Genomic DNA, 24,071 nt, shown 5'->3' with positions numbered 1-24,071 from the left:
CCATGTTCAAATATATCGGCGACATCGTTAAGGGCACCGGCACTCAGCTGCGCAGCCTGGCAATGGTGTTCTCCCACGGGTTCCGCAAGCGCGACACCCTGCAGTACCCCGAAGAACCCGTGTACCTGCCGCCGCGCTATCGCGGGCGCATCGTCCTTACCCGCGACCCCGACGGCGAGGAGCGCTGCGTAGCGTGCAACCTCTGCGCGGTGGCCTGCCCGGTCGGCTGCATCTCGCTGCAGAAGGCCGAGACCGAGGACGGCCGCTGGTACCCGGAGTTCTTCCGCATCAACTTCTCGCGCTGCATTTTCTGCGGCCTGTGCGAGGAAGCGTGCCCGACCACCGCGATCCAGCTGACTCCGGATTTCGAAATGGCCGAGTTCAAGCGTCAGGACCTGGTGTACGAGAAAGAAGATCTGCTGATCTCCGGCCCCGGCAAGAACCCTGACTACAACTTCTACCGTGTTGCGGGTATGGCGATCGCTGGCAAGCCGAAAGGCTCTGCACAGAACGAAGCCGAGCCGATCAACGTGAAGAGCTTGCTCCCATAAGGACAGAAAGATGGAATTCGCTTTCTACTTCGCATCCGGGATCGCCGTGGTTTCCACCCTTCGGGTGGTGACCGGCACCAACCCCGTGCACGCCCTGCTCTACCTGATCATTTCGCTGATTTCCGTGGCAATGATCTTCTTCGCCCTGGGTGCGCCGTTCGCCGGCGCCCTGGAAGTGATCGCCTACGCCGGCGCCATCATGGTGCTGTTCGTCTTCGTGGTGATGATGCTCAACCTGGGGCCGGCCTCGGTCGCCCAGGAACGCGGCTGGCTCAAACCCGGCATCTGGGCAGGGCCGGTGATACTCGGCACCCTGCTGCTGCTGGAGCTGCTGTACGTGCTGTTCGTCACCCCGAGCGGTGCCGGCATCAGCGGCACCACCGTGGGCCCGAAAGAAGTGGGTATCAGCCTGTTCGGCCCTTACCTGCTGGTGGTCGAACTGGCCTCGATGCTGCTGCTCGCCGCAGCCGTCACCGCCTTCCACCTGGGCCGCAATGAGGCGAAGGAGTAAATCATGGGTGCTATCCCTCTCGAGCATGGTCTGGCCGTCGCCGGCATCCTGTTCTGCTTAGGTCTGGTTGGCCTGATGGTCCGCCGCAACATCCTCTTCGTGCTCATGAGCCTGGAAGTCATGATGAACGCCTCTGCCCTGGCGTTCATCGTCGCCGGTGCCCGTTGGGTCCAGCCCGACGGCCAGGTGATGTTCATTCTGGTGATCAGCCTGGCAGCCGCCGAGGCCAGTATCGGCCTGGCGATCCTGCTGCAGCTGTATCGCCGCTTCCACACTCTCGACATCGATGCTGCCAGTGAGATGCGCGGATGAACCTTCTCTTCCTGACTTTCGTCTTCCCCCTGATCGGCTTTTTGCTGCTGTCGTTCTCGCGCGGGCGGTTCTCGGAGAACCTGTCCGCCCTGATCGGCGTCGGCTCGGTCGGCCTCTCGGCCGCCGTGGCGGCTTACGTCATCTGGCAATTCAATGTCGCCCCGCCTGAAGGCGGCGCGTACAGCCAGCTGTTGTGGCAGTGGATGTCGGTGGACGGCTTCGCGCCGAACTTCACCCTGTACCTGGACGGCCTGTCGGTCACCATGCTCGGCGTGGTCACCGGCGTGGGCTTCCTGATCCACCTGTTCGCCTCTTGGTACATGCGTGGCGAAGCCGGTTACTCGCGCTTCTTCTCGTACACCAACCTGTTCATCGCCAGCATGCTGTTCCTGATCCTGGGCGATAACCTGCTGTTCATCTACTTCGGCTGGGAAGGCGTGGGCCTGTGCTCTTACCTGTTGATCGGTTTCTACTACAGCAACCGCAACAACGGTAATGCAGCACTCAAGGCTTTCATCGTTACCCGTATCGGCGACGTGTTCCTGGCCATCGGCCTGTTCATCCTGTTCGTCCAGCTGGGTACCTTGAATGTGCAGGAACTGCTGGTGTTGGCACCGCAGAAGTTCCAGGCGGGCGACACCTGGATGGTCCTGGCAACGCTGATGCTGCTGGGTGGCGCGGTCGGTAAGTCGGCCCAACTGCCGCTGCAGACCTGGCTGGCCGATGCGATGGCAGGCCCGACCCCGGTTTCGGCACTGATCCACGCCGCCACCATGGTGACCGCAGGCGTGTACCTGATCGCCCGTACCAACGGCCTGTTCCTGTTGGCCCCGGACATCCTGCACCTGGTCGGTGTGGTCGGTGGTGTGACCCTGGTGCTGGCCGGTTTCGCCGCACTGGTGCAGACCGACATCAAGCGTATCCTCGCCTACTCGACCATGAGCCAGATCGGCTACATGTTCCTGGCGCTGGGCGTGGGTGCCTGGGACGCGGCAATCTTCCACCTGATGACCCACGCCTTCTTCAAGGCCCTGCTGTTCCTTGCTTCGGGTGCGGTGATCGTTGCCTGCCACCACGAGCAGAACATCTTCAAGATGGGTGGCCTGTGGAAGAAACTGCCGCTGGCCTACGCCAGCTTCGTGGTCGGTGGTGCCGCCCTGGCCGCCCTGCCGATCCTGACCGTAGGCTTCTACTCCAAGGATGAGATCCTCTGGGAAGCCTTCGCCAGCGGTAATACCGGCCTGCTGTACGCCGGCCTGGTCGGTGCGTTCATGACCTCGCTGTACACCTTCCGCCTGATCTTCATCGCCTTCCACGGCGAAGCCAAGACCGAGGCCCACGCCGGCCACGGCATCAGCCACTGGCTGCCGCTGGGCGTGCTGATCGTGCTGTCGACCTTCGTCGGCGCCTGGATCCACCCGCCGCTGGCAGGCGTGCTGCCTGAAAGCGCAGGCCATGCCGGCGGTGAAGCCAAGCACTCGCTGGAGATCGCCTCAGGCGCCATCGCCATCGCCGGTATCCTGCTGTCGGCCCTGCTGTTCCTGGGCAAGCGCCGCTTCGTCAGCGCCGTCGCCAACAGCAGCATCGGCCGCGTCCTTTCGGCCTGGTGGTTCGCCGCCTGGGGCTTCGACTGGATCTACGACAAGCTCTTCGTCAAACCTTACCTGCTGATCAGCCACATCCTGCGCAAGGATCCGGTTGACCGCAGCATCGGCCTGATCCCTCGGATGGCGCGTGGCGGCCACGTCGCCATGAGCAAGACCGAGACCGGCCAGCTGCGCTGGTACACCGCCTCGATCGCTGTCGGCGCCGTGCTGGTACTCGGTGCTGTGGTAGTGGCTGCGGTATGACTATGAATCTTGCGACTTTGCCAAAGGAAACCAACCCGTCATGATTTTGCCTTGGCTGATCCTGATCCCTTTCATCGGCGGCTTCCTGTGCTGGCTGGGTGAGCGCTTCGGCTCCACCCTGCCGCGCTGGATCGCGCTGCTGACCATGTCCCTGCTGCTCGGCATCGGCCTGTGGCTGTGGGGCACCGGCGACTACACCCTGGCCCCTGCACCGGGCGCCGAACCTGCCTGGGCACTCGAATACAAGCTCGAGTGGATCAAGCGCTTCGGCATCAGCATCCACCTGGCCCTGGACGGCCTGTCGCTGCTGATGATCCTGCTCACCGGCCTGCTCGGTGTGCTCTCGGTGCTGTGCTCCTGGAAAGAAATCCAGCGCCACGTCGGCTTCTTCCACCTCAACCTGATGTGGATCCTGGGCGGCGTGGTCGGTGTATTCCTGGCCCTGGACCTGTTCCTGTTCTTCTTCTTCTGGGAAATGATGCTGGTGCCGATGTATTTCCTCATCGCGCTCTGGGGTCACAGCTCGGCAGACGGCAAGAAGACCCGGATCTACGCCGCCACCAAGTTCTTCATCTTCACCCAGGCCAGCGGCCTGATCATGCTGGTGGCGATTCTTGGCCTGGTGCTGGTCAACTACAACACCACCGGCGTGCTCACCTTCAACTACAGCGACCTGCTCAAGGCCGAACTGCCGGCTGGCGTCGAATACCTGCTGATGCTGGGCTTCTTCATCGCCTTCGCGGTGAAGCTGCCGGTGGTGCCGTTCCACTCCTGGCTGCCTGATGCGCACGCCCAGGCACCGACCGCAGGTTCCGTAGACCTGGCGGGCATCTTGCTGAAAACAGCGGCCTACGGCCTGCTGCGTTTCGCCCTGCCGCTGTTCCCGAACGCTTCGGCAGAGTTTGCACCGATCGCCATGACCCTGGGCCTGATCGGTATCTTCTACGGTGCCTTCCTGGCCTTCGCGCAAACCGACATCAAGCGCCTGATCGCCTTCTCCAGCGTCTCGCACATGGGCTTCGTACTGATCGGTATCTACTCCGGCAGCCAGCAGGCCCTGCAAGGCGCGGTGATCCAGATGCTGGCCCACGGCCTTTCGGCTGCCGCGCTGTTCATCCTGTCCGGCCAGCTGTACGAGCGCCTGCACACCCGTGACATGCGCCAGATGGGTGGCCTGTGGCACCGCATCGCCTACCTGCCTGCCATCAGCCTGTTCTTCGCTGCTGCATCGCTGGGCCTGCCAGGCACCGGCAACTTCGTTGGCGAGTTCCTGATCCTGATCGGCAGCTTCGCCAGCGTGCCGTGGATCACCGTGATCGCTACCACCGGCCTGGTCTTCGGCTCGGTCTACTCGCTGATCATGATCCACCGTGCCTACTTCGGCCCAAGCAAGAGCGACACCGTGCTGGCCGGCATGGACGGCCGCGAGCTGATCATGGTACTGGGCCTGGCGGTGCTGCTAATCGTGCTTGGTGTGTACCCGCAGCCGTTCCTCGACACTTCTGCCGCCACCATGAGCGGTGTGCAGCAGTGGCTTGGCTCCGCTTTCACTCAACTCGCTTCGGCCCGGTAAGAGCGCTATGGAATTCACCACTCAACACTTCATCGCATTGGCGCCGATGCTGATCACCACCATCACCACGGTGGTGGTGATGCTGGCGATCGCCTGGAAGCGCAATCACTCGCAGACCTTCCTGTTGTCCACCGTGGGCCTGAACCTGGCCCTGTTGTCGATTCTGCCGGCGCTGAAGGTTGCGCCGCTGGCGGTCACCTCGCTAATCACCATCGACAAGTTCGCCTGCCTGTACATGGCCATCGTACTGGTGGCTACGCTGGCCTGCGTCACACTGGCTCACGCCTATCTCGGTGAAGGCTCCAAGGGTTTCCCGGGCAACCGTGAAGAACTTTACCTGCTGCTGTTGATGTCGGCTCTCGGTGGCCTGGTGCTGGTCAGCGCCAACCACTTGGCCGGCCTGTTCATCGGCCTGGAGCTACTGTCGGTACCGGTCTACGGCCTGGTGGCGTACGCCTTCTTCAACAAACGTTCGCTGGAAGCCGGCATCAAGTACATGGTGCTGTCGGCCGCAGGCTCGGCCTTCCTGCTGTTCGGCATGGCCCTGCTGTATGCCGATGCCGGCAGCCTGAGCTTCGACCAGATCGGTAAAAGCCTGGCCGCCACCAGCATGCCAAGCCTGGTGGCCCAACTGGGCCTGGGCATGATGCTGGTCGGCCTGGCCTTCAAACTGTCGCTGGTACCCTTCCACTTGTGGACCCCGGACGTGTACGAAGGCGCCCCGGCACCGGTCGCCGCGTTTTTGGCCACCGCGAGCAAGGTCGCAGTGTTCGCCGTGGTCGTACGCCTGTTCATGCTCTCCCCTGCTGCCAGCAGCGGCGTGCTGAGTACTGTTCTGGCGGTGATAGCGGTCGCATCGATCCTAGTGGGTAACCTGCTGGCGCTGACCCAGAGCAACCTCAAGCGTCTGCTCGGTTACTCGTCCATCGCCCACTTCGGTTACCTGCTAATCGCCCTGATCGCCAGCAAGGGCCTGGCCATGGAAGCGATGGGCGTGTACCTGGTCACCTACGTGATCACCAGCCTGGGTGCGTTCGGTGTCATCACCCTGATGTCCTCGCCTTACGGCGGCCGTGATGCCGATGCGCTGTACGAATACCGCGGCCTGTTCTGGCGCCGCCCATACCTGACTGCAGTACTGACCGTGATGATGCTGTCGCTGGCCGGTATCCCGCTGACCGCTGGCTTCATCGGCAAGTTCTACATCATCGCCACTGGCGTCGAGTCGCACCTGTGGTGGCTGGTCGGTGCCCTGGTGGTCGGTAGCGCCATCGGCGTTTACTACTACCTGCGCGTGATGGTCACCCTGTACCTGGTCGAGCCGAACCTGCGCCGCCACGATGCGCCGCTGAAGTGGGAACAGCGTACTGGCGGCGTGATGCTGCTGGCGATCGCCATTCTCGCTTTCGTACTGGGTGTATACCCGCAGCCATTGCTGGAAATGGTCCAGCAGGCTGGCCTGCAACTGATCGGCTGATCGAACAGGCAATACCAAACACCCCGCTCATGCGGGGTGTTTTTTTATCTGCGCTGCAAGCAGTGCCGGCTACGCTACCGTTCCGCTTGCCTGCCAGACGCAACATCTTCACTGCGGCGCAGTGCCGTCCTGCGTAAATCACTGCTGGCCGATGGCAAGTACACATCCGGATTAGGCATTCCACTGGGTGACAGTTCATGGGTCATTTCGAACTCGGCCCTCACCGACCAGCCACACGCCTCCGTGGTGCATTGCAAATAGGCCACTCTGAGGAAAATGTGGCGCCCTTCGCTGGTGCGTATGCGCATCCGGCTATGGCAGTGGGGACAGACCAGTTTGTAAGTACTCACGGTAGATACCTGTAAAGGCCGAGCAATGGCAAAGGCTGTAAGGTTGATCGTCCGTTTGTGTCAGTATTGTCTACGGTATTAGAAGGGGTTTTCATCAAACTGCTGTTCATGCCGATAAAGTTCCTCATATTGCAGGGTTAATATTCGTAACGAGTAGTTTAAGCCTAGGGAATGTCATTAAACCAGCCATGGATATCTGTCATGAGTAGCCGTTTTTTCGCCTCGGTGCTGGCCCGCCTCAAGCAACTTACCCAGTCAGAAAGCGACGCCCAGCTGGCCAGGGCGCTTGATGTAAGCCCGCAGACACTGAGCAGCTGGAAGGTACGTGGCAGCATCCCATACTCATTGTGCGTAGAAATGGCTCGTCAGCATGCTTGCTCGCTGGACTGGCTGCTGATGGGTGAGCGCAAGGGTACCTCGCACACCGGTGAAGACTGGGAAGTTGACATCCTCGAACGCTTGCGCAGCCTTTCATACGCCGATCGCGAGGCAACGCTGCTATACATCAAGGACAAACAGCGCATCCAGGAGCTGGAGAAGAAACTGGATGCACTTGCCTACCGTGTGCAGGATACCTCCGAGGGCTAACTGCGACGGCGCCAACGCTGCACGATTTCTCGAAGGTCCACCGCATCCAGCCACACCATGACCTTGAGGCTGATCGGGACCACCACGACCGCAGCAACGAAAGCAGCCATGCCCCGGGAAAGCATGGGAGCCAAAGCTTGCAACAGCGGCTCGAACAGGTAGCCCACGCCAACGGTGAGAAGAGCCAGCAAGGCTTGCTTGCCCAACGTAAGCCGCTTGCGCGAAATGATGACCAGCCGATCACGTGCCGCGCTCACCAGTAAAGCGCCCAACACTGCACCGAAAAGCACCCGCCCGTCGCGTTCGAGCCACTCCACAACGCTGGACAAGGCACCATCAATCAATGCGACTTCATTCATGAGTGCCTCACTGCTCTGCGAGCATGCCGTAGCGAATGGCCTTGATCACGGCGGCGACGCGCGTTGATACATCGAATTTGCGCAGGATGTTGCCCACATGGAAATTAACCGTCGATTCCTGGCACTGCAGGATCTGACCGATTTCCCACGAACTCTTGCCATAGGCGCACCACAGCAATACCTGCTGCTCTCTCGGGGTCAGGCGAATAGGCGTATCCGCTTGGCTATCTTCGATCTGTTGCGTGTTGGCTTTCATCACCGAACTCCAAAAAATCATCGCCAGTTCACGTCAGCTATCGGGCTGACGCGGTAGGACTCCACCTTACGAATCCCAAAACACGTGTGCCATTCATACGGGTTGTAGATCGCCGTCCTACACAGCCGTCCTAAAATGGCTGCTTTCAATTAACTGAAACTCTCCGTGCTCTGCACGGCGTTTCGCTCGTCACAACGCCGTTGCCTGCCCTTTTCACCTGGAGTTGTACGATGCGCCCCGTGTTGCCCCCCTCACCCTGCATTGGCTTTGTTGCCCTTTTCACTGTCGCCCAGCACGTGTCTGCCGCGCCTGCGGTCGAACTGGGCGAGGTGCTGATCAGTGACGAAGCACAAAGCGAAATGGAAGACGCCCGCGAGCGCCTGCAGGCAGTGCCCGGTGCCAGCAATCTGGTTGACATGCGGCGCGTGGGGCAAGGACGGGTGGCCAGCAACCAGGACGTGCTGGCCTACCAGCCGGGGGTGTTCGCCCAGTCTGCTGGTAACGATGGCATCAAGCTTTCCATCCGCGGATCAGGCATCAACCGTGCGCCAGGAGCCCATGGTTCAGGGGTGTACACGATGTTCGACGGCCTGCCGCTGACTGGTCCGGGCGGTACACCTTACGAGCTGTTCGAGCCGCTGTGGCTGAGCCGCGCCGAAGTGCGGCGAGGGGCCAACGGCTTCGATCAGGGCGCGCTGGCGCTGGGTGGGGCAATCAACTATGTGACGCATACCGGCTACGATGCCGCGCCGTTACAGGTGCGGTACGAGGCCGGCAGCCGCGGTTATCAGCACAGGCACGTCAGCTCGGGTCAGGTGTTGGGCAACCTCGACTACTACGTAGCCCTCACCGACTCGGAATATGACGGCTACCAGACGCATAGCAGCGGCAGCGCCAAAGGCATCGCTGCCAACGCTGGTTATCGCTTCAACCCCAACCTGGAAACGCGCTTCTACCTGCGCTACCGGGAAACCGAGAACGAGCTGGCCGGGCGCCTGACCAAGGACCAGATCAAACACGACCCTCGTGCCGCCAACGCCGCCTACCTGGCGCGCGACGACAGCCGGCCGCAACCGGGCAGCACCTGGGCGGCCAACAAGACCACCTTCTACCTTGAGGACGATGCCCGTGTGGAAGCCGGGCTGGTGTACCACGATTTCCCCATGGACCTGCGTGAAGGCCCGATGCGCCTGAAGGTCGCCTACACCGATGTCAGCGGCACCCTTAACTACGTGCGCCGCGACACCTTGCTGGGCCATCAGAGCAACACCACCGTGGGCTGGCGAACCACCAAGCACCTGCCCAACAGCGGCGCCTCGCAGTTTGCCCGCACCACTGGCGACAACTTCGGTGCACGCAGCCGCGACTTCAGCTATCAGGGGTCGGATACCGTCCTGCATGTCGGCAACGATCTGGAGCTGATCCCGGACCTGTGGCTGACCACTGGCCTGGCGATGATCTATACCCGCCGTGAAAGCGCAGTCACCTATCCGCAGAGCGGTGGAAAGGTCAGCCAGCATGACTGGGACTACGCACCGCGCCTGGGCCTGCGCTACGACATCAACCCGCAACTGCAGGTGTATGGCAACCTGAGCCGGTCCGTCGAGCCACCCCACCCATGGTCACTGATCTGGAGCTCCACGGTCGCCACGCAGCCGATCGAACTGCAAAACCAGACAGCCACCACGCTGGAACTGGGCGCGCGCGGCGATTCGGCGCTGGGCCGCTGGGACCTGGCCTGGTACTACTCGCAAGTGCGCCATGAACTGTTGGCCGTTGAAATCGAGGCAGGGCTCCCGGCCAAGGAGGTCAATGCCAGCGCCACTTTGCACCAGGGCGTCGAAGCCGGCCTGGACAGCACCCTCTGGGAGCACGCTGGCACTGGCAAGCTCAGCTTGCGCCAGGCCTACACGTTCAGTGATTTCCACTACCGGGACGATGACACCTTCGGCGATAACCGCCTACCTGGCATTCCCGTGCATTACTACCAGGCCGAACTGCGCTACGACTGGCCAAGCGGCTTCCATGCCGGAATCAACACGCAGATGGCGTCCAAGGTGCAAGTCGATTACGCCAACAGTTACCACGCCGATGCCTACGCCCTGCTCGGTGCGCGCCTGGGCTGGGACTCGCCGAAACAGGACTGGCAGACCTGGCTGGACCTGCGCAACCTGACCAATAAACGCTATGCGGCGACGGTAACGCCGGGGTACGACGATGCAGGGCAGGACATTGCCCGGTCGACGCCAGGGGAAGGGTTTGGCGTATATGCCGGGGTTTCATACAGTTTCCGTTGAAGCGCTGCCTGGGCTGCGCAACAGTCCCCTATTGAGGCAACTGCACCTGCGGTTTGGTCGCGGCGAAAATGCCCCAGCTCGACATGAACAGCGCCGCGATCAGCGGCCCGATCACAAACCCGTTGAGCCCGAATACGGCCAACCCACCCAAGGTGGACACCAGGATCAGGTAGTCGGGCATCCGCGTATCCTTGCCCACCAGGATCGGCCGCAGCAGGTTGTCCACCAGACCAATCACCAGCACGCCAAACGCGGTCAGGATCACCCCTTGCAAGATCGCCCCGGTCAACAGGAAATACGCCGCCACCGGCGCCCAGATGATCCCCGCGCCCACTGCCGGCAGCAGTGACAGAAACGCCATCATCACCGCCCAGACCAGCGCGCTGGGAATATCCAGCACCCAGAAGATGAAACCACCCAAGGCGCCTTGGGTGATCGCCACCAGCACATTGCCCTTCACCGTAGCGCGCACCACACGGTTGAACTTCAACTGCAGGCGGCGCTTCTGGTGCTCTGGCAGCGGCACGGCCAGGCGTACCCGCCGCGCCACGTCCGCGCCCTCACGCAGAAAGAAGAACAGCAGGTAAAGCATGATGCCGAAACTGATCAGAAACTCGAAGGTGCCCTGGCCGAAACTGAAGGCCTGGGTGGCCAGTATCTGGCTACCCTGGGTAGCCCATTTGGTGATCTTGTCGCGCAACCCTTCCAGGTTGCCCATGCCCATGCTGTCCAGGCTGTGCTGCATGAAAGGCGGCAGCATGTTCATGCCGCGCTCGACATAGCCGGCGATATCCAGTTGCCCGCTCTCGATGCGCTGATAAAGGGTGGCGCCCTCCTGCACCAACAAGGCGCTGGTGATGATCACTGGCAAGATGGCCACCAACAGGCAAATCAGCAAGGTGGTCGCCGCCGCCAGGTTACGCCGCCTGCCAAAGCGCATCAGCAGGTTTCGCTGCAGCGGCGCGAACAGTATGCCGAGGATCACCGCCCAGAAGATGGCGCCATAGTACGGCAGCAGGATCCAGCCGAAGGCAATGGTCACCAGCGCCAGCAATACTGCCAGGGCCTTGTTCTGCAAAGCGGTTTGGTTCATGGCGGTTCCTCGTGAGTGCTGGACATTAGTGCACACCACTTTGGTAAAAGTGCCATGCCCACCTTGATTCAAATCAATACGCGCAACGCAGGCTGGCCTTAGCATCCGCGCCTTTGCCCCGGTGCGCACATGAACATCCCCGCCAAGCCTGAACTGCTGGCCCCTGCCGGCACCCTCAAGACCATGCGTTATGCATTCGCCTACGGCGCCGACGCGGTTTACGCCGGCCAGCCACGCTACAGCCTGCGGGTGCGCAACAACGAATTCGACCATGCCAACCTGGCGCTGGGCATCCAGGAGGCCCATGCACAGGGCAAGCGCTTTTACGTTGTGGTGAACATCGCGCCGCACAATGCCAAGCTCAAGACTTTTCTCAAGGACCTGGCGCCGGTGATCGACATGGCGCCCGATGCGCTGATCATGTCCGACCCCGGCCTGATCATGCTGGTGCGCCAGCACTTCCCGCAGATGCCTGTGCACCTCTCAGTACAGGCCAATACGGTCAACTGGGCCAGCGTGCAGTTCTGGCAGCAACTGGGCTTGAACCGGGTGATCCTGTCGCGGGAGCTGTCACTCGAAGAAATCGACGAAATCCGCCAGCACGTGCCTGACATGGAACTGGAAGTGTTCGTCCACGGCGCCCTGTGCATGGCGTACTCTGGCCGCTGCCTGCTGTCGGGCTACCTCAACAAGCGTGATGCCAATCAGGGCACATGTACCAACGCCTGCCGCTGGAAGTACAGTGCCACCCCAGCTATCGAGAACGCTGCTGGCGACATCGTGCGCGAGGTCGAGCCGACGTTGGGCCAGGGCGCACCGACCGATCAGCTGTTCCTGCTGCACGAAAGCAATCGCCCCGGTACCGAGATGCCCGCCTTCGAAGATGAACACGGCACTTACATAATGAATGCCAAGGACCTGCGCGCCATCCAGCACGTCGAGCGGCTGGCGGCCATGGGTGTGCACTCCTTGAAGATCGAGGGCCGCACCAAGTCGCACTTCTACTGCGCCCGTGCGGTGCAGTCGTACCGCCAGGCCATTGACGATGCCGCTGCCGGGCGCCCCTTCGACAGGGCCCTGATGGACAACCTCGAATCGCTGGCCCAACGAGGCTACACCGAGGGTTTCCTGCGGCGCCATGTGCATGACGAGTACCAGAACTACCAGCGGGGCAATTCGCTGTCCGAGCGCCAGCAGTTCGTCGGCGAACTGACCGGTGCACGGGTGGACGGCCTGGCCGAGGTCAAGGTGAAGAACCGCTTCGCAGTAGGCGATCATCTGGAGCTGATGACCCCGCGCGGCAACTATCATTTCGACCTGCACAACCTGTATGGCCGCCACCAGCAGGCCATCGACGTGGCGCCCGGGGACGGCCATGTGGTCTACCTGCCGATCCCGGAGCAGGTAGCACTGGAATACGGCTTGCTGATGCGCGACCTGTGCCAGGACGAACTGGCTGACAAAGGTGTAATGTCCAGTTCAGCCAGCTGACAGTTGCTGGCCAGTACCCTGCCAGCGCATATCGCGCCTGCAAGCCGCCTGCGCTATCCTGCAGCTCATTCGCATGGCGGGCGGGGCGCCTGCCTACCCACAGGAGTCGTTCGACCATGCTGCATAAACACCTGATCGCGCTCGGCCTGCTGGCCATCACCGGCCTGGCCCAGGCTGCCGAAACCATAGACGTCTACCGCGACCCCAACTGTGGCTGCTGCAAGGCCTGGATCAGCCACCTTCGTGACAACGGCTTTACCGTCAACGACCATGTCGAACCGAACATGAGCGCCGTCAAGCAGCGGCTGGGCGTGGCGCCGCGGCTGGCTTCATGCCACACCGGGGTGATCGACGGCAAGTTCGTCGAAGGCCACGTCCCGGCCGAGCAGGTGCGTCTGCTGGCCAAGCGCAACGACCTCAAGGGCCTGGCCGTGCCTGGCATGCCGGTGGGTTCGCCAGGCATGGAAATGGGTGATCGCAAGGACGCCTATCAAGTCATCGGGGTAACCCGGGATGGCCAGGACACCGTAGTCGCCAACTACTGATGCTGAGCCTCTGGGCGCTGTTTCTCAGCGCCTTTGGCGCCGCCACACTGCTGCCGCTGCAATCGGAGGCGGTACTGGTGGGCCTGCTGCTGCGTCAACCCGACGCCTGGCTGACCCTGTTGCTGGTCGCCACCCTGGGCAACGTCCTCGGTTCGGTGGTCAACTGGTTGCTGGGCCGGGCCATCGAACACCTGCGCGACAAGCGCTGGTTCCCGTTCAGCGCCCGTCAACTGGAACGCGCCCAGCAGCGCTATCAGCGCTGGGGGCAATGGTCGCTGCTGCTGAGCTGGATGCCGGTGATCGGTGACCCGTTGACCCTGATTGCCGGGATCATGCGTGAGCCGTTCTGGCGTTTCGTGCTTCTGGTCACGCTGGCAAAGGGCGGGCGTTACATAGTGGTAGCCGTGATTACCTTGGGCTGGTTTCATGCCTGGTAACACCTTTAACGTTTAAGGTGCTTCTGCGGCTGCTAAAGTCGCCAATTCCTACATGGTCCTACACGGAGTGCCCCCATGCTGCGCGCAACCGCCCTGGCCTTGGCCTGCCTCATCGGCGCCCCCGCCATCGCCGCCGAATCACCCACCTACGGCAAGCAGCTCGAAGGCTTTAGCTACCCGCACCCCCTCAAGCATTTCGACTTCCAGTCCCAAGGGCAGAGCCTGCAGATGGGCTACATGGACGTGCCTGCCAAAGGCCAGGCCAACGGCCGCAGCGTGGTGCTGATGCATGGCAAGAATTTCTGCGCCGCCACCTGGGAAACCACTATCGATGCATTGAGTCAGGCCGGTTACCGAGTCATCGCGCCCGACCAGGTCGGCTTCTGCACTTCAAGCAAGCCAGGGTATTACCAATACAGCTTCCATCAGTTGGCCAGTAACACCCATGCCCTGCTGGAGCAGCTGGGCGTCAAGCAAGCGATCATCCTCGGCCATTCCACCGGCGGCATGCTCGCCACCCGTTACGCGTTGATGTACCCGCAACAGGTCGAGCGCCTGGCCATGGTCAACCCGATCGGCCTGGAAGACTGGAAAGCCCTCGGCGTGCCCTACCGCACTGTGGACCAGTGGTATGCCCGCGAACTCAAGCTCGATGCCGACGGCGTGCGTGAGTACGAGCGCAAGACCTACTACGCCGGGCGCTGGAAACCTGAGTACGAGCGTTGGGTCCAGATGCTGGCCGGGCTGAACAAGGGCCCTGGGCATGAAGCCGTGGCGTGGAACTCGGCGCTGATCTACGACATGATCTTCACCCAGCCGGTGTACCACGAGTTCAAGAACTTGAAGATGCCGACCCTGCTGCTGATAGGCGACCAAGACAGCACAGCCATTGGCAGTGACATCGCACCACCCGAGGTCAAGGCGCGGCTGGGCAAGTACAAGGAGCTGGGGCCGCACGTGGCCAAGCTGATTCCACAAGGCGAGTTGGTGACCTTCGAGGGCATGGGGCACGCGCCGCAGATCGAAGAGCCACGGCGCTTCAACAACACCCTGATCGAGTGGCTTGGGCGCTGAAGCTTTAGTGGGGGGCGCCTTGCGCCTCCTTGGCAAACAAGCGGTGCCGGTCAACCCTTGCCGCTTTTCAACCGGCTGAACGCTCGGGTCAGCTCACGGTTGAACGCCTTGCTGTTGTCGTTTTTGCCATACAACCGTGCCCTCACCTGCGCGGGCGGATAAGTGCCCGGCGCATTGCGAATCTGCGCATCCACCAAGCCGTCCGCAGCCGTGATGGCGTTGGCGTAATGAATGGTATCGGTAATCGGCGCAATCACCTCCGGCCGCATCAGGTAGTCCAGCAGCTTCCAGGCTGCCTGGGGATGCGGGGCATCCTTGGGTACCACCAATGCATCCAGCCAGATAAGCGTCCCTTCCTCAGGGATGCTGTACGCCAGGTTGAACGCCTTGCCCGCCTGCTGCGCCTGGGCTTGGGCGATCGCCACGTTGCCGTTCCACGACATAGCCACGCAGGTCTCTGCGTTGGCCAGGTCGTTGATGTTGCGGTCATTGTCGAAGTAGCGGATATACGGGCGAATCTTGCGCAGCTGCAGCTCTGCAGCCTTGAGGTCCTCCAAGCGTTGCTGGTTGATGTCCAGGCCCATGTAACGCATCACCGCGGCGAACACCTCGTTGGGGTCGTTGAGCAGGCTGACCCCGCAGTCGGCGAATTTGGCCACCACCTGCGGGTCGAACAGCATCGCCCAGCTGCCCACTGGCGCCTCGCCCATGCGCGCCGCCACCGCCTGCTGCTGATAACCCACGCCGGTGGTGCCCCAGGCGTAGGTCCCGGCATACCGGTTGCCAGGGTCATACAGTGCCATGTGCTGGCGAAACTCCTCGCCGACACCCGCCAAGTGCGGTAACTGCGCCTTGTCCAGCGGCTGCAGGGCACCGCTGGCAATCGCCCGGCTCAAGTGCTGACCGGCACTGAGCACCACGTCGTAGCCACTGCCGCCGGTAAGCAACTTGGTCTCTGCGGTTTCCAGCGAGTCGAAGTGGTCGGCAACCACCCGAATGCCGGTTTCCTTCTCGAAGTTGGTCAACGTGTCCGGGGCAAGGTATTCGCCCCAGATATACAAGTTGACGGTCGGCTGTTGTGCGTCGGCCGCCTGGGCCACCGACGCCACGCAGCCCAAGGCGAGTGCAGCCGCGAGCAGGGTCAGGTTCATCAGCGGCGGCCTCCGGCGTATTGAGGCATGGTGATGCAGGCGACATTGCCGCCACCGAGCAGGATTTCCCGCGAATTGTCGATGCCAATGATACGGTGGCCGGGGAACAGTTCAGCCAGGGTGGCCTGGGCTACGCTGTCATTGCGGTCACCGAACAGCGGCACGACGATGGCCGTGTTGCCGGCGTAGTAGTTGATGTAGGAGGCACAGATCCGGGTGCCGGCCTCCCGCACGTGCGTGCCTTCGACCTGATCCAGCCCGGCAGCTTCCTCGGCCGTCCACTGCAGCACCTCGGGCTGGGGCAGCTTGTGAACTTTGAGTTCCCGCCCGCGAGCATCGCGGGTGCTGCGCAATATATCGTAAGCCTCCTGGTAGATCTCCCACTGTGGGTCTTCACGGTTGTCGGTCCATTGCAGCACCACTTCACCGGGCCGCGCGAAACACGCCAGGTCGTCGACGTGGCCATCGGTTTCGTCGAACTTGCAACCGCGCGGCAGCCAGATCACCTGGTCGGCACCCAGGTAGTCCTCAAGCCGGCGCGTGACTTCATCCTTGCCCAGGTGGGCATTGCGGTTACGGTTGAGCAGGCACTGTTCGGTGGTCAAGAGGCTGCCCTGGCCGTCGCTCTGGATGCCGCCGAGTTCGGCAATCAATGGCGCGCGATAGCGGTCCAAACCTTCGATTTCGAGGATTTTCTGGGCGATCTGGTCGTCCTTGTCCCACGGGTAATAAAGGCCGCCGTCCAGGCCGCCGTAGGCATTGAATTCGAAGTCCACACCGCGCACTTCGCCGCTGCTGTCGTTGACCACGAAGCACGCGCCGCTGTCTCGGAACCAAGTGTCATTGCAGGTCATTTCCACCACCCGCACCTGCGCTGGCAGCAAGCGCCGGGCATTGGCGTACTGGGCAGCAGACGCGCAAACCGTGACCGGTTCGCTGGACGCGATGGCGGTGGCAATTTCGACCCAGACCTTTTGCGCCGGCTTACCGCCATTGCGCCACACATCTGGCCGCTCGGGCCAACCGAGCCAGCAGCCTGCCTTGTGTTCGAATTCGCCAGGCAAGCGGAAACCATCGCCCTTGGGCGTGGTGGTGAGCGAACGTGCCATGGGTCAACCTCATGTCGGTGAGTGATGCCTGCACGCTACGCTGGCCGGCCTGACTCATCCAACGATGAAAACTCAGCGATAGTTGAATTCAATTCAGCTATCACCCAACTGTTCAATGAACCATTCGATGAAGTGCGCCACCGCAGCACGCTCCAGGCGCAACCGCTCGCACACCAGTGCGTATTGCCCCTGCGCGGTGACACTGGCACCGAAAGGCCGCACCAGCCTGCCGCTTTGCAAATCGCTCTGGCAGGTCAGGTTGTCCCCCATGGCCACGCCCTGCCCAAGCAGCGCCGCCTCCAGCGCCAGGGCCGCATGCGGGAAGTACAGCTGGCGAGTGGGCAAGGCATCGTCGGCATGGGTAGCCAGCCAGGTGGTCCAGGTCCGGCCATCCTGATCGTCGTGCAACAGGCAGTGGCGCACCAGGTCGCGCGGGCGCTTCAGGCCGCCCTGGTTGAACAGGCCTGGGCTGCACACCGGGAAGAATTGCAGCAGCGGCAAGGGCCTGACGAAGTGGGTACTGGCGTCGAGTGTGCTGGTGCCATAGGTGATGGCCAGGTCGACATCCAGCGCCGGGGCTCCTGCGGCGATGGGTTGCTCGAGCAGGTGCAGAGTGATGTGCGGGTAACGGCCACTGAAGTCGGCGAGCCGCGCCACCAGCCATTTCTGCGCAAGCTCGGCAGTCACCGCCACCCGCAGCACCGCCTGCGATGCCGGGTCGCGCAGTTCGTCACAGGCCTTGCCGATCAGTTCGAAGGCCTGCTGCAGGTGATGCAACAGCCGCTCGGCCTCGGCGCTGGGCCGCACCTGGCGGCCAATGCGTTCGAACAGCGTGACCCCAAGCTGCTCCTCGAGCTGGCGGATCTGGTGGCTTACCGCGCTGTCGGTGACACACAGTTCGGCGGCGGCACGGCCGAAGTGGCCGTGGCGGGCGGCGCACTCGAACGTGCGCAGGGCAGTCAGGGAAGGCAGGCGGCGCATAGGTAGTCCTGGCAGGTGCGTGGAGACGCTGTACGGCCACCCGATCATATCGCCAACGCGACTCGACTGGCGCGATGAAAATTCCCTGCTAAATTTTCATGAAAATAATCATTAAAAATTTCATGAGACCAAGGCATGTTCAAGCAATCCGCCCAGCACGTCGCCAGTTATTACGCCTGCACCTACCCTGCCAGCATTCCCCTGCGCCCTACCCTGCAAGGCCGGCACGACACCGACGTGATCATCATCGGCGCCGGCTTCAGCGGCCTGCACACTGCCCTGCGCCTGGCCCTGGCCGGCAAGCGTGTGACCCTGCTGGAAGCCAGCAGGGTGGCCTGGGCCGCATCCGGTCGTAACGGTGGCCAGGCGCTACTGGGCTGGTCGTGCGACATGCCGCCCATCGAGAAGGCCTTGGGAGTGGAGCGCAGCCGACGCCTCTGGGACAGCATGTGCTGGGCTGCCGACGAAATGCGTGAATTGCCGCAACGGCACGGCTTCGATATCGATTATCGGGTCGGCAGCCTCTGGACATCGGTGCTGCCACGCCGGGTGAGAATGCTGGAACACGCCCTGCATGATGCCGAACAGAAATGGGGCTACGATGCCCTGCGCCTGATCGGCCGTGACGAGTTGCCCCAGTGGATCGACAGCCCGCGCTACCAGGCTGCCTTGTACGACGCCAGGGGCGCGCACCTCAACCCGCTGAAACTGGCCCAGGGCCTGGCCAGCGTGATCGAGGCTGCCGGCGGGCAGATCTTCGAGCAAAGCCAGGTAATCGGATACCAGCAGAGCGCCAATGGCTATGTTGCCCGCACCGACCATGGCGAAGTGCACGGTGATGTGCTGGTGCTGGCCTGCAACGCCTACATCGACCGCCTTGACCGCAACCTGTCGCGCCGGCTGCTACCGGTCGGTTCCTATCAAGTGGCAACCGCGCCACTGGACGCGGATTTCGCCCGGTCGCTGCTGCCACGCAACAGTTGCGTGATCGACAACCAGTTCGTACCGGACTATTTCCGCCTCACCCCTGATCACCGCCTGCTGTTCGGCGGCGGCTGCACCTACCTGGGCGGTATTCCCAAGGACGTGGCCAGCGCCACCCGCCCGTACCTTGAGCGTGTTTTCCCACAACTGGCGGGCGTTACCATCGACTATGCCTGGGGCGGGCATATCGACTGCAGCATCCAGCGCACCCCGGACATTGGCCGCGACGCCCAGCGCTACTGGCTGCAGGGCTTTTCCGGCCATGGCGTACTGCCAACCCTGGCAGCAGCACGCGCGGTCAGCGACGCGATCCTGGGCGACGACGACCTGCTGGCGTTGTACCAGGGCATCGACAATGGTCGCTTCCCGGGCGGTGACCTGTTGGCTGCCCCGCTGGAGGCCGCGGCCAAAGCCTGGTACCGGATGCGCGATCATGTCTGAAGACGCCCAGGGCCTGGCCCTGCTGATTCGTGGCCTGCGCAAGCACCGCGGGCTGACGCTCGGCGAGTTGGCGATCAAGGTCAAGCGCTCGCTGGGCTTTCTCTCCCAGGTCGAACGCGGCCTGTCGCAGCCGACCGTAGCCGACCTCACTGCGATCAGCGAGGCGCTGCACGTACCCACCACCTATTTCTACCAAGCCAGCCAGCCGCGCGAACTCGACTGGGTCACCCGCCCCGGTGAAAGGCGCACGATCTACTACGCCGAAGGCATCAGCGATGTGCTGGTCTCGCCGACCCTCAACGGCAGCTTTGCCATGCTCGAAAGCCACCTGGCGCCCGGCGCCAGCAGTGGCGAGGGGCATCTGGACGACAGCGCCGAACAAGGCGGTTTCGTCCTTGAAGGCGCGCTGACCCTATGGCTGGATGGCCACCCGGACGCCGTCACACTCGGCCCCAATGACAGCTTCCAGCTCCCTGCGCACAGTCATTTCCGCTACGCCAACCTGACCGACCAGACGACCCGTGTCCTCTGGGTATTCCGATGAGAGCACAGCATGACAACAACAACGACAGGCTTTGCCGATCTGCTCAGTGAAGTCCGCGCCTTCCGCGCCCGTTACCCCGAAGTACGCCACGTCGACCTGCTGAGCCTAGACATCCCCGGGCATTTCTACGGCAAGCGCTACCCCATCGACATGCTGGAAAAGGTCGCCGCCGGCAGCCCGCTGAAACTGCCGCAGAACTGCGTGCTGCTGGGCGTGCAAGGCGGGCTGTTCCCGATTGGCGACTACTGCTTCAACGACGGCGACCCGGACGCCCTGCGGCGCCTGGTGCCCGGCACACTCAAGCCGGTCAGCTGGGAGCGCGAACCGCTGGGCCAGATGCTGATCAGCTCCGACGGCACCGCCTCGCCCATCGAGTTCGAGCCCAGGGAGGTGCTCGCCCGCGTGCTGCAGCGCTTTGAACGGCGCGGCATTCGCCCGGTGGTGGCGTTCGAGCTGGAGTTCTACCTGCTCGACCGGGCACTCAAGCAGGGGCTGCCGCAGTTCCCCCGCGACCCGTTCAGCGATGACCCCGACGACCAGCCCAACATGCACATCGAACGGCTGTCGCGGTTCAGCGACGTGCTGCGCGACATGGTCGATACCGCCAACGCGCAAGGGGTCGACGCCAACGTCATCACCGCCGAGCTGGGTCCTGGCCAGTTCGAGATCAACTTCGGCCACTGCGACGACGGCCTGCGCGCCGCCGACTGGGCTGCCTTGTTCTGCCGCAGTACGCGTGGCGTTGCGCTCAAGCACGGGCTGCGTGCCTCGTTCATGAGCAAACCTTACCTGCAAGCGCCGGGCAGTGGCATGCACGTACACGTCAGCCTGTACGACATGGCCGGCCACAACCTGCTGGCGGCCGACCAGCAGCGCCCGCTGCGCCATGCCGTGGCCGGTTGCCTGGCCTTGCTGCCGCACTGCATGCCGATATTCGCCGCCAACCACAATGCCTTTCGCCGGTACGGTGCCATGGTCAATGCCGCCAGCCGCGCCAGCTGGGGCTTTGAAGACCGTGATGCGTGCATCCGCATCCCGGAATCGGATGCGCGCAACGTGCGTATCGAACACCGGCTGGCGGGTGCCGATGCCAATCCCTACCTGGTGCTGGCAGCGATCTTGTGCGGGATGGAGCATGGACTGGATGCCGCGCAAGAGCCGATCGCGCCGCTCAATGAAGATCGCGCCAGCGGGGTCGACTTTCCCAAGGAAATGCTTGGCGCAGTCGCAGCCATGCGTGGGCACCCGGCCGTGAATGAAGGGCTGGGGGAAGAGTTCGTGATGGTGTATTGCGAGAACAAGCGCCAGGACCATCTCGCGTTCATGCAGGAGGTCAGTGCCCGGGAGTACCGGTGGTTCCTTTGAGACAGATGCCAGTGAAGAGGCCGGTACTGACAACACAGAAAACTCTCCTATTCTGAATAGCTCAATTGGCAATCCCCCTGCACAGAGGAGACGCGACCATGAGCTACGTGACCACGAAGGATGGTGTTCAGATCTTCTACAAGGACTGGGGCCCGCGCGATGCGCAGGTCATCCACTTCCATCACGGCTGGCCGCTCAGTGCCGACGACTGGGATTCACAACTGCTGTTCTTCCTCGCCCAGGGCTTCCGTGTCGTGGCCCATGATCGCCGCGGCCACGGCCGCTCCAGCCAGGTATGGGACGGCCATGACATGGACCACTACGCCGATGACGTGGCCGCCGTGGTCGAGCACCTGGGTATACAGGGTGCGGTGCATGTCGGCCACTCCACCGGAGGCGGCGAAGTGGTGCGCTACATGGCCCGCTACCCAGGCGACAAGGTGGCCAAAGCGGTGCTGATCGCCGCCGTACCGCCCTTGATGGTGCAAACGCCAGACAACCCCGGCGGCTTGCCCAAGTCGGTGTTCGATGGCTTCCAGGCACAGGTGGCGAGTAACCGGGCACAGTTCTACCGCGATGTGCCGACCGGGCCGTTCTATGGCTATAACCGGCCCGGTGCCGAGCCGGCCGAAGGGGTCATTGCCAATTGGTGGCGCCAAGGCATGATCGGCAGCGCCAAAGCGCACTACGACGGAATCGTGGCGTTTTCCCAGACTGACTTCACCGAAGACCTGAAGAAGATCCAGCAACCAGTGCTGGTGATGCATGGCGATGATGACCAGATCGTTCCCTATGAAAATTCCGGCCCGCTGTCGGCCAAGCTGCTGCCCAATGGCACATTGAAGACCTACAAGGGCTTCCCGCACGGCATGCCGACAACCCATGCCGATGTGATCAATGCGGATTTGCTGGCCTTTATCCGAAGCTGACGTGACCTTCCACGCCGGCCTCATCGCCGGCAAGCCGGCCCACAGGACTATCACCGGTCTTGAGCACTGTGCAAAACCTGTGAGGGCGGGCTTGCCAAGCGAAGAGACCGGCACTGGCAACGCATCCCGCCCGGGATTACCATGGTGCCCTTCTAGCGCGGCAGTTTGCCGCACCCTGCCTGCCTCCTGCCTGCCAGACACCCATGCCCTTCGAACTCACCGTAGAACCACTAACCCTGCTGATCCTCGCCCTGGTCGCCTTCGTCGCCGGTTTCATCGACGCCATCGCCGGCGGAGGTGGCCTGCTCACCACCCCGGCACTGCTCACCGCCGGCATGCCGCCACACCTGGTGCTGGGCACCAACAAGCTCAGTTCGACCTTCGGCTCGGCCACCGCAGGCTTCACCTACTACAAGCGCAAGCTGTTCCACCCGGCGCAGTGGCGCCCCGCCTTGTTCGCCACGCTGGTCGGCGCGCTGATCGGGGCGGTCGTCGCCCACTACATGCCGGCCGAATGGCTGAACAAGATGCTGCCGGTGATCGTCTTCGCCTGCGGCATCTACCTGCTGTTCGGGGGTACGCCCAAAGCGCCGCTGGATGCCGATGCGCCGATCAGGAAGAAGTGGCAGTTCCCGCAGGGCTTCACTCTGGGCTTCTACGATGGCGTGGCCGGGCCCGGCACCGGTGCTTTCTGGACCGTGAGCACCCTGCTGCTCTACCCCATCGACCTGGTCCGCGCCAGCGGCGTGGCGCGCAGCATGAACTTCGTCAGCAACATCGCGGCGTTGACGGTGTTCATCATTTCCGGGCAGGTGGATTACGTCGTCGGCCTGTGCATGGGCCTTTCGGTGATGGTCGGCGCGTTCTTCGGCGCACGCACGGCGATCAGTGGCGGCAGCAAGTTCATCCGCCCGGTGTTCATCACCGTGGTGCTGGCGCTGACCGTGCGCCTAGCGTGGCAACACTGGTTCGGGCAGGCCTGAACGTCTGGCGACATACAGATCGATCAGGTACCGGGCGATGGAGCGCCCGGCTGGCAGCGGTGGCAGGTCGTGCACGTTGAACCACCTGGCGTCTTCGATCTCGTCCGGCTGCATGACGATCTCGCCGCCGGCATACTCGGCATGGAAGCCCAGCATCATCGAATGCGGGAACGGCCAGCACTGGCTGCCGACGTACTGGATGTTGGTGACCTCAACCGCCACCTCTTCACGCACTTCCCGCACGAGGCAGTCCTCGGCCGACTCGCCTGGTTCGGCAAAGCCTGCGAGGGTGCTGTAAACGCCAGTGACGAAGCGCGGCGACCGGGCCAGCAGGATTTCGTCGCCACGGGTCACCAGCACGATCATGCTCGGCGAAATGCGTGGGTAGCTGCGCAGGTCGCAGGGCTGGCAGTACATCGCCCGCTCCCAGCGGATCTGCGTCATCGGTTGGCCGCAGCTGCCACAGAAACGGTGCTCACGCGCCCAGGTGCCGATCTGCGCGGCGTAGCCAAGCACTTTATACAGATCGAAATCACCTTCGAGCATGAACGACCGCAGGCCGCGCCAGCCGCAACCGGGCACCTCGGCGGTGCTGCGCAGCTCCAGCAGGAACACCGGCTCGCCGTCGAAATGGCCGATGCCGTGCTCGGCCAGCACATCCAGGTCCTGGCGCTTGAGCCAGTCGCGGGGGAACAGCGCGCCGTTGGCGTCCACCAAAAACCCTTCCGGGCTGCGGGCGACGGCCCAGCCCCCGGTGATCTGCGGGTCGAGTACTGCGCTAGTCCAGCGTGCTGACATTTCGGGGTTCCTCTACTGCGTC

General features: G+C 62.8%; 25 protein-coding genes. 17 read left to right on the top strand and 8 right to left on the bottom strand.

Annotated features, from left to right (window positions below):
• Positions 1-2: 2 nt before the first annotated feature.
• The 6 genes from nuoI to nuoN are packed head-to-tail and all read left to right on the top strand — an operon-like array spanning position 3 to position 6,274.
• A complete protein-coding gene (gene nuoI, locus JET17_RS09525) occupies positions 3-551 on the top strand; it encodes an NADH-quinone oxidoreductase subunit NuoI (protein ID WP_003251442.1) in 549 nt (182 codons plus the stop codon).
• A gap of 10 nt (positions 552-561) precedes the next feature.
• Positions 562-1,062, top strand: a complete 501-nt coding sequence (gene nuoJ / locus JET17_RS09520) for an NADH-quinone oxidoreductase subunit J (RefSeq protein WP_012313764.1) — start codon at positions 562-564, stop codon at positions 1,060-1,062.
• 3 nt (positions 1,063-1,065) lie between these two features.
• On the top strand, positions 1,066-1,374 hold the full coding sequence (gene nuoK, locus JET17_RS09515) for an NADH-quinone oxidoreductase subunit NuoK (protein WP_008096201.1): 309 nt from the start codon (positions 1,066-1,068) through the stop codon (positions 1,372-1,374).
• Positions 1,371-3,224 carry an NADH-quinone oxidoreductase subunit L gene (gene nuoL, locus JET17_RS09510; RefSeq protein ID WP_012313763.1) on the top strand — a complete coding sequence of 618 codons (1,854 nt, stop codon included), beginning with the start codon at positions 1,371-1,373 and terminating at the stop codon, positions 3,222-3,224. Before nuoK ends, nuoL begins: the two co-directional genes overlap by 4 nt.
• 40 nt (positions 3,225-3,264) lie before the next feature.
• Entirely contained in the window at positions 3,265-4,797 is a 1,533-nt protein-coding gene (nuoM, locus tag JET17_RS09505) for an NADH-quinone oxidoreductase subunit M (protein WP_012313762.1), read from the top strand.
• 7 nt (positions 4,798-4,804) lie between these two features.
• On the top strand, positions 4,805-6,274 hold the full coding sequence (gene nuoN, locus JET17_RS09500) for an NADH-quinone oxidoreductase subunit NuoN (protein WP_012313761.1): 1,470 nt from the start codon (positions 4,805-4,807) through the stop codon (positions 6,272-6,274).
• 74 nt (positions 6,275-6,348) lie between these two features.
• Here nuoN and JET17_RS09495 read toward each other — a convergent pair whose 3' ends face one another.
• On the bottom strand, positions 6,349-6,624 hold the full coding sequence (locus tag JET17_RS09495; RefSeq protein WP_012313760.1) for an ogr/Delta-like zinc finger family protein: 276 nt from the start codon (positions 6,622-6,624) through the stop codon (positions 6,349-6,351).
• A 201-nt stretch (positions 6,625-6,825) separates the two neighbouring features.
• On the opposite strand from JET17_RS09495, the gene JET17_RS09490 reads away from it, so the two are divergent.
• Complete coding sequence (locus tag JET17_RS09490; RefSeq protein WP_012313759.1) at positions 6,826-7,212, top strand: helix-turn-helix domain-containing protein; 387 nt, start codon at positions 6,826-6,828, stop codon at positions 7,210-7,212.
• Here JET17_RS09490 and JET17_RS09485 read toward each other — a convergent pair.
• Positions 7,209-7,571, bottom strand: coding sequence for a hypothetical protein (locus JET17_RS09485; RefSeq protein WP_012313758.1), 363 nt, complete (start codon positions 7,569-7,571; stop codon positions 7,209-7,211). The genes JET17_RS09490 and JET17_RS09485 overlap by 4 nt on opposite strands.
• 7 nt (positions 7,572-7,578) lie before the next feature.
• The gene (locus tag JET17_RS09480; protein WP_012313757.1) at positions 7,579-7,827 is read right to left on the bottom strand and encodes a response regulator transcription factor; all 249 of its coding nucleotides are present in this window, start codon (positions 7,825-7,827) and stop codon (positions 7,579-7,581) included.
• 230 nt (positions 7,828-8,057) lie between these two features.
• Between JET17_RS09480 and JET17_RS09475 the strand changes: the two genes are divergently transcribed.
• Positions 8,058-10,124 (top strand): TonB-dependent receptor family protein, encoded by a 2,067-nt coding sequence (locus JET17_RS09475; RefSeq protein WP_012313756.1) that lies wholly within the window; start codon positions 8,058-8,060, stop codon positions 10,122-10,124.
• A gap of 28 nt (positions 10,125-10,152) precedes the next feature.
• Here the strand turns inward: JET17_RS09475 and JET17_RS09470 are convergent, their stop codons facing one another.
• Positions 10,153-11,217, bottom strand: coding sequence for an AI-2E family transporter (locus JET17_RS09470; protein WP_012313755.1), 1,065 nt, complete (start codon positions 11,215-11,217; stop codon positions 10,153-10,155).
• A 129-nt stretch (positions 11,218-11,346) separates the two neighbouring features.
• On the opposite strand from JET17_RS09470, the gene yegQ reads away from it, so the two are divergent.
• The 4 genes from yegQ to JET17_RS09450 all read left to right on the top strand — a co-directional run bounded on the left by yegQ (position 11,347) and on the right by JET17_RS09450 (position 14,764).
• The gene (yegQ, locus tag JET17_RS09465; RefSeq protein ID WP_012313754.1) at positions 11,347-12,708 is read left to right on the top strand and encodes a tRNA 5-hydroxyuridine modification protein YegQ; all 1,362 of its coding nucleotides are present in this window, start codon (positions 11,347-11,349) and stop codon (positions 12,706-12,708) included.
• A gap of 116 nt (positions 12,709-12,824) precedes the next feature.
• Complete coding sequence (locus JET17_RS09460) at positions 12,825-13,253, top strand: DUF411 domain-containing protein (protein WP_012313753.1); 429 nt, start codon at positions 12,825-12,827, stop codon at positions 13,251-13,253.
• Entirely contained in the window at positions 13,253-13,690 is a 438-nt protein-coding gene (locus JET17_RS09455; protein ID WP_012313752.1) for a YqaA family protein, read from the top strand. The genes JET17_RS09460 and JET17_RS09455 overlap by 1 nt, the downstream gene beginning before the upstream one ends.
• A 75-nt stretch (positions 13,691-13,765) precedes the next feature.
• Positions 13,766-14,764, top strand: a complete 999-nt coding sequence (locus JET17_RS09450; protein ID WP_012313751.1) for an alpha/beta fold hydrolase — start codon at positions 13,766-13,768, stop codon at positions 14,762-14,764.
• A 50-nt stretch (positions 14,765-14,814) separates the two neighbouring features.
• On the opposite strand, the gene JET17_RS09445 is transcribed toward JET17_RS09450, so the two are convergent.
• From JET17_RS09445 to JET17_RS09435, 3 genes are all read right to left on the bottom strand, one after another.
• Positions 14,815-15,915: an extracellular solute-binding protein gene (locus JET17_RS09445; RefSeq protein ID WP_012313750.1), complete on the bottom strand. Its 1,101-nt coding sequence runs from the start codon at positions 15,913-15,915 to the stop codon at positions 14,815-14,817.
• Positions 15,915-17,024 (bottom strand): agmatine deiminase, encoded by a 1,110-nt coding sequence (gene aguA / locus JET17_RS09440; RefSeq protein WP_012313749.1) that lies wholly within the window; start codon positions 17,022-17,024, stop codon positions 15,915-15,917. The genes JET17_RS09445 and aguA overlap by 1 nt, the downstream gene beginning before the upstream one ends.
• A 93-nt stretch (positions 17,025-17,117) precedes the next feature.
• A complete protein-coding gene (locus JET17_RS09435; protein WP_012313748.1) occupies positions 17,118-18,005 on the bottom strand; it encodes a LysR substrate-binding domain-containing protein in 888 nt (295 codons plus the stop codon).
• Positions 18,006-18,140: 135 nt separating this feature from the next.
• Here JET17_RS09435 and JET17_RS09430 point away from each other — a divergent pair, with 135 nt between their 5' ends.
• From JET17_RS09430 to JET17_RS09410, 5 genes are all read left to right on the top strand, one after another.
• Complete coding sequence (locus JET17_RS09430; protein ID WP_012313747.1) at positions 18,141-19,430, top strand: NAD(P)/FAD-dependent oxidoreductase; 1,290 nt, start codon at positions 18,141-18,143, stop codon at positions 19,428-19,430.
• Positions 19,423-19,974, top strand: coding sequence for a helix-turn-helix domain-containing protein (locus tag JET17_RS09425; protein ID WP_012313746.1), 552 nt, complete (start codon positions 19,423-19,425; stop codon positions 19,972-19,974). The genes JET17_RS09430 and JET17_RS09425 overlap by 8 nt, the downstream gene beginning before the upstream one ends.
• 9 nt (positions 19,975-19,983) lie before the next feature.
• A complete protein-coding gene (locus JET17_RS09420) occupies positions 19,984-21,339 on the top strand; it encodes a glutamine synthetase family protein (protein WP_012313745.1) in 1,356 nt (451 codons plus the stop codon).
• A gap of 98 nt (positions 21,340-21,437) precedes the next feature.
• Positions 21,438-22,268, top strand: coding sequence for an alpha/beta fold hydrolase (locus JET17_RS09415; protein ID WP_012313744.1), 831 nt, complete (start codon positions 21,438-21,440; stop codon positions 22,266-22,268).
• Between the two features lie 203 nt (positions 22,269-22,471).
• Positions 22,472-23,251: a TSUP family transporter gene (locus JET17_RS09410; RefSeq protein WP_012313743.1), complete on the top strand. Its 780-nt coding sequence runs from the start codon at positions 22,472-22,474 to the stop codon at positions 23,249-23,251.
• On the opposite strand, the gene nudC is transcribed toward JET17_RS09410, so the two are convergent.
• Complete coding sequence (nudC, locus tag JET17_RS09405; RefSeq protein ID WP_012313742.1) at positions 23,219-24,049, bottom strand: NAD(+) diphosphatase; 831 nt, start codon at positions 24,047-24,049, stop codon at positions 23,219-23,221. The genes JET17_RS09410 and nudC overlap by 33 nt on opposite strands.
• Between the last annotated feature and the right edge of the window lie 22 nt (positions 24,050-24,071).

Source organism: Pseudomonas putida, from assembly GCF_016406145.1.
In the GTDB taxonomy this organism is placed as follows: Bacteria; Pseudomonadota; Gammaproteobacteria; order Pseudomonadales; family Pseudomonadaceae; genus Aquipseudomonas; species Aquipseudomonas putida_E.
Note: the sequence above shows the minus strand (reverse complement) of the source record. Positions and strands in the feature narration are given on the sequence as shown.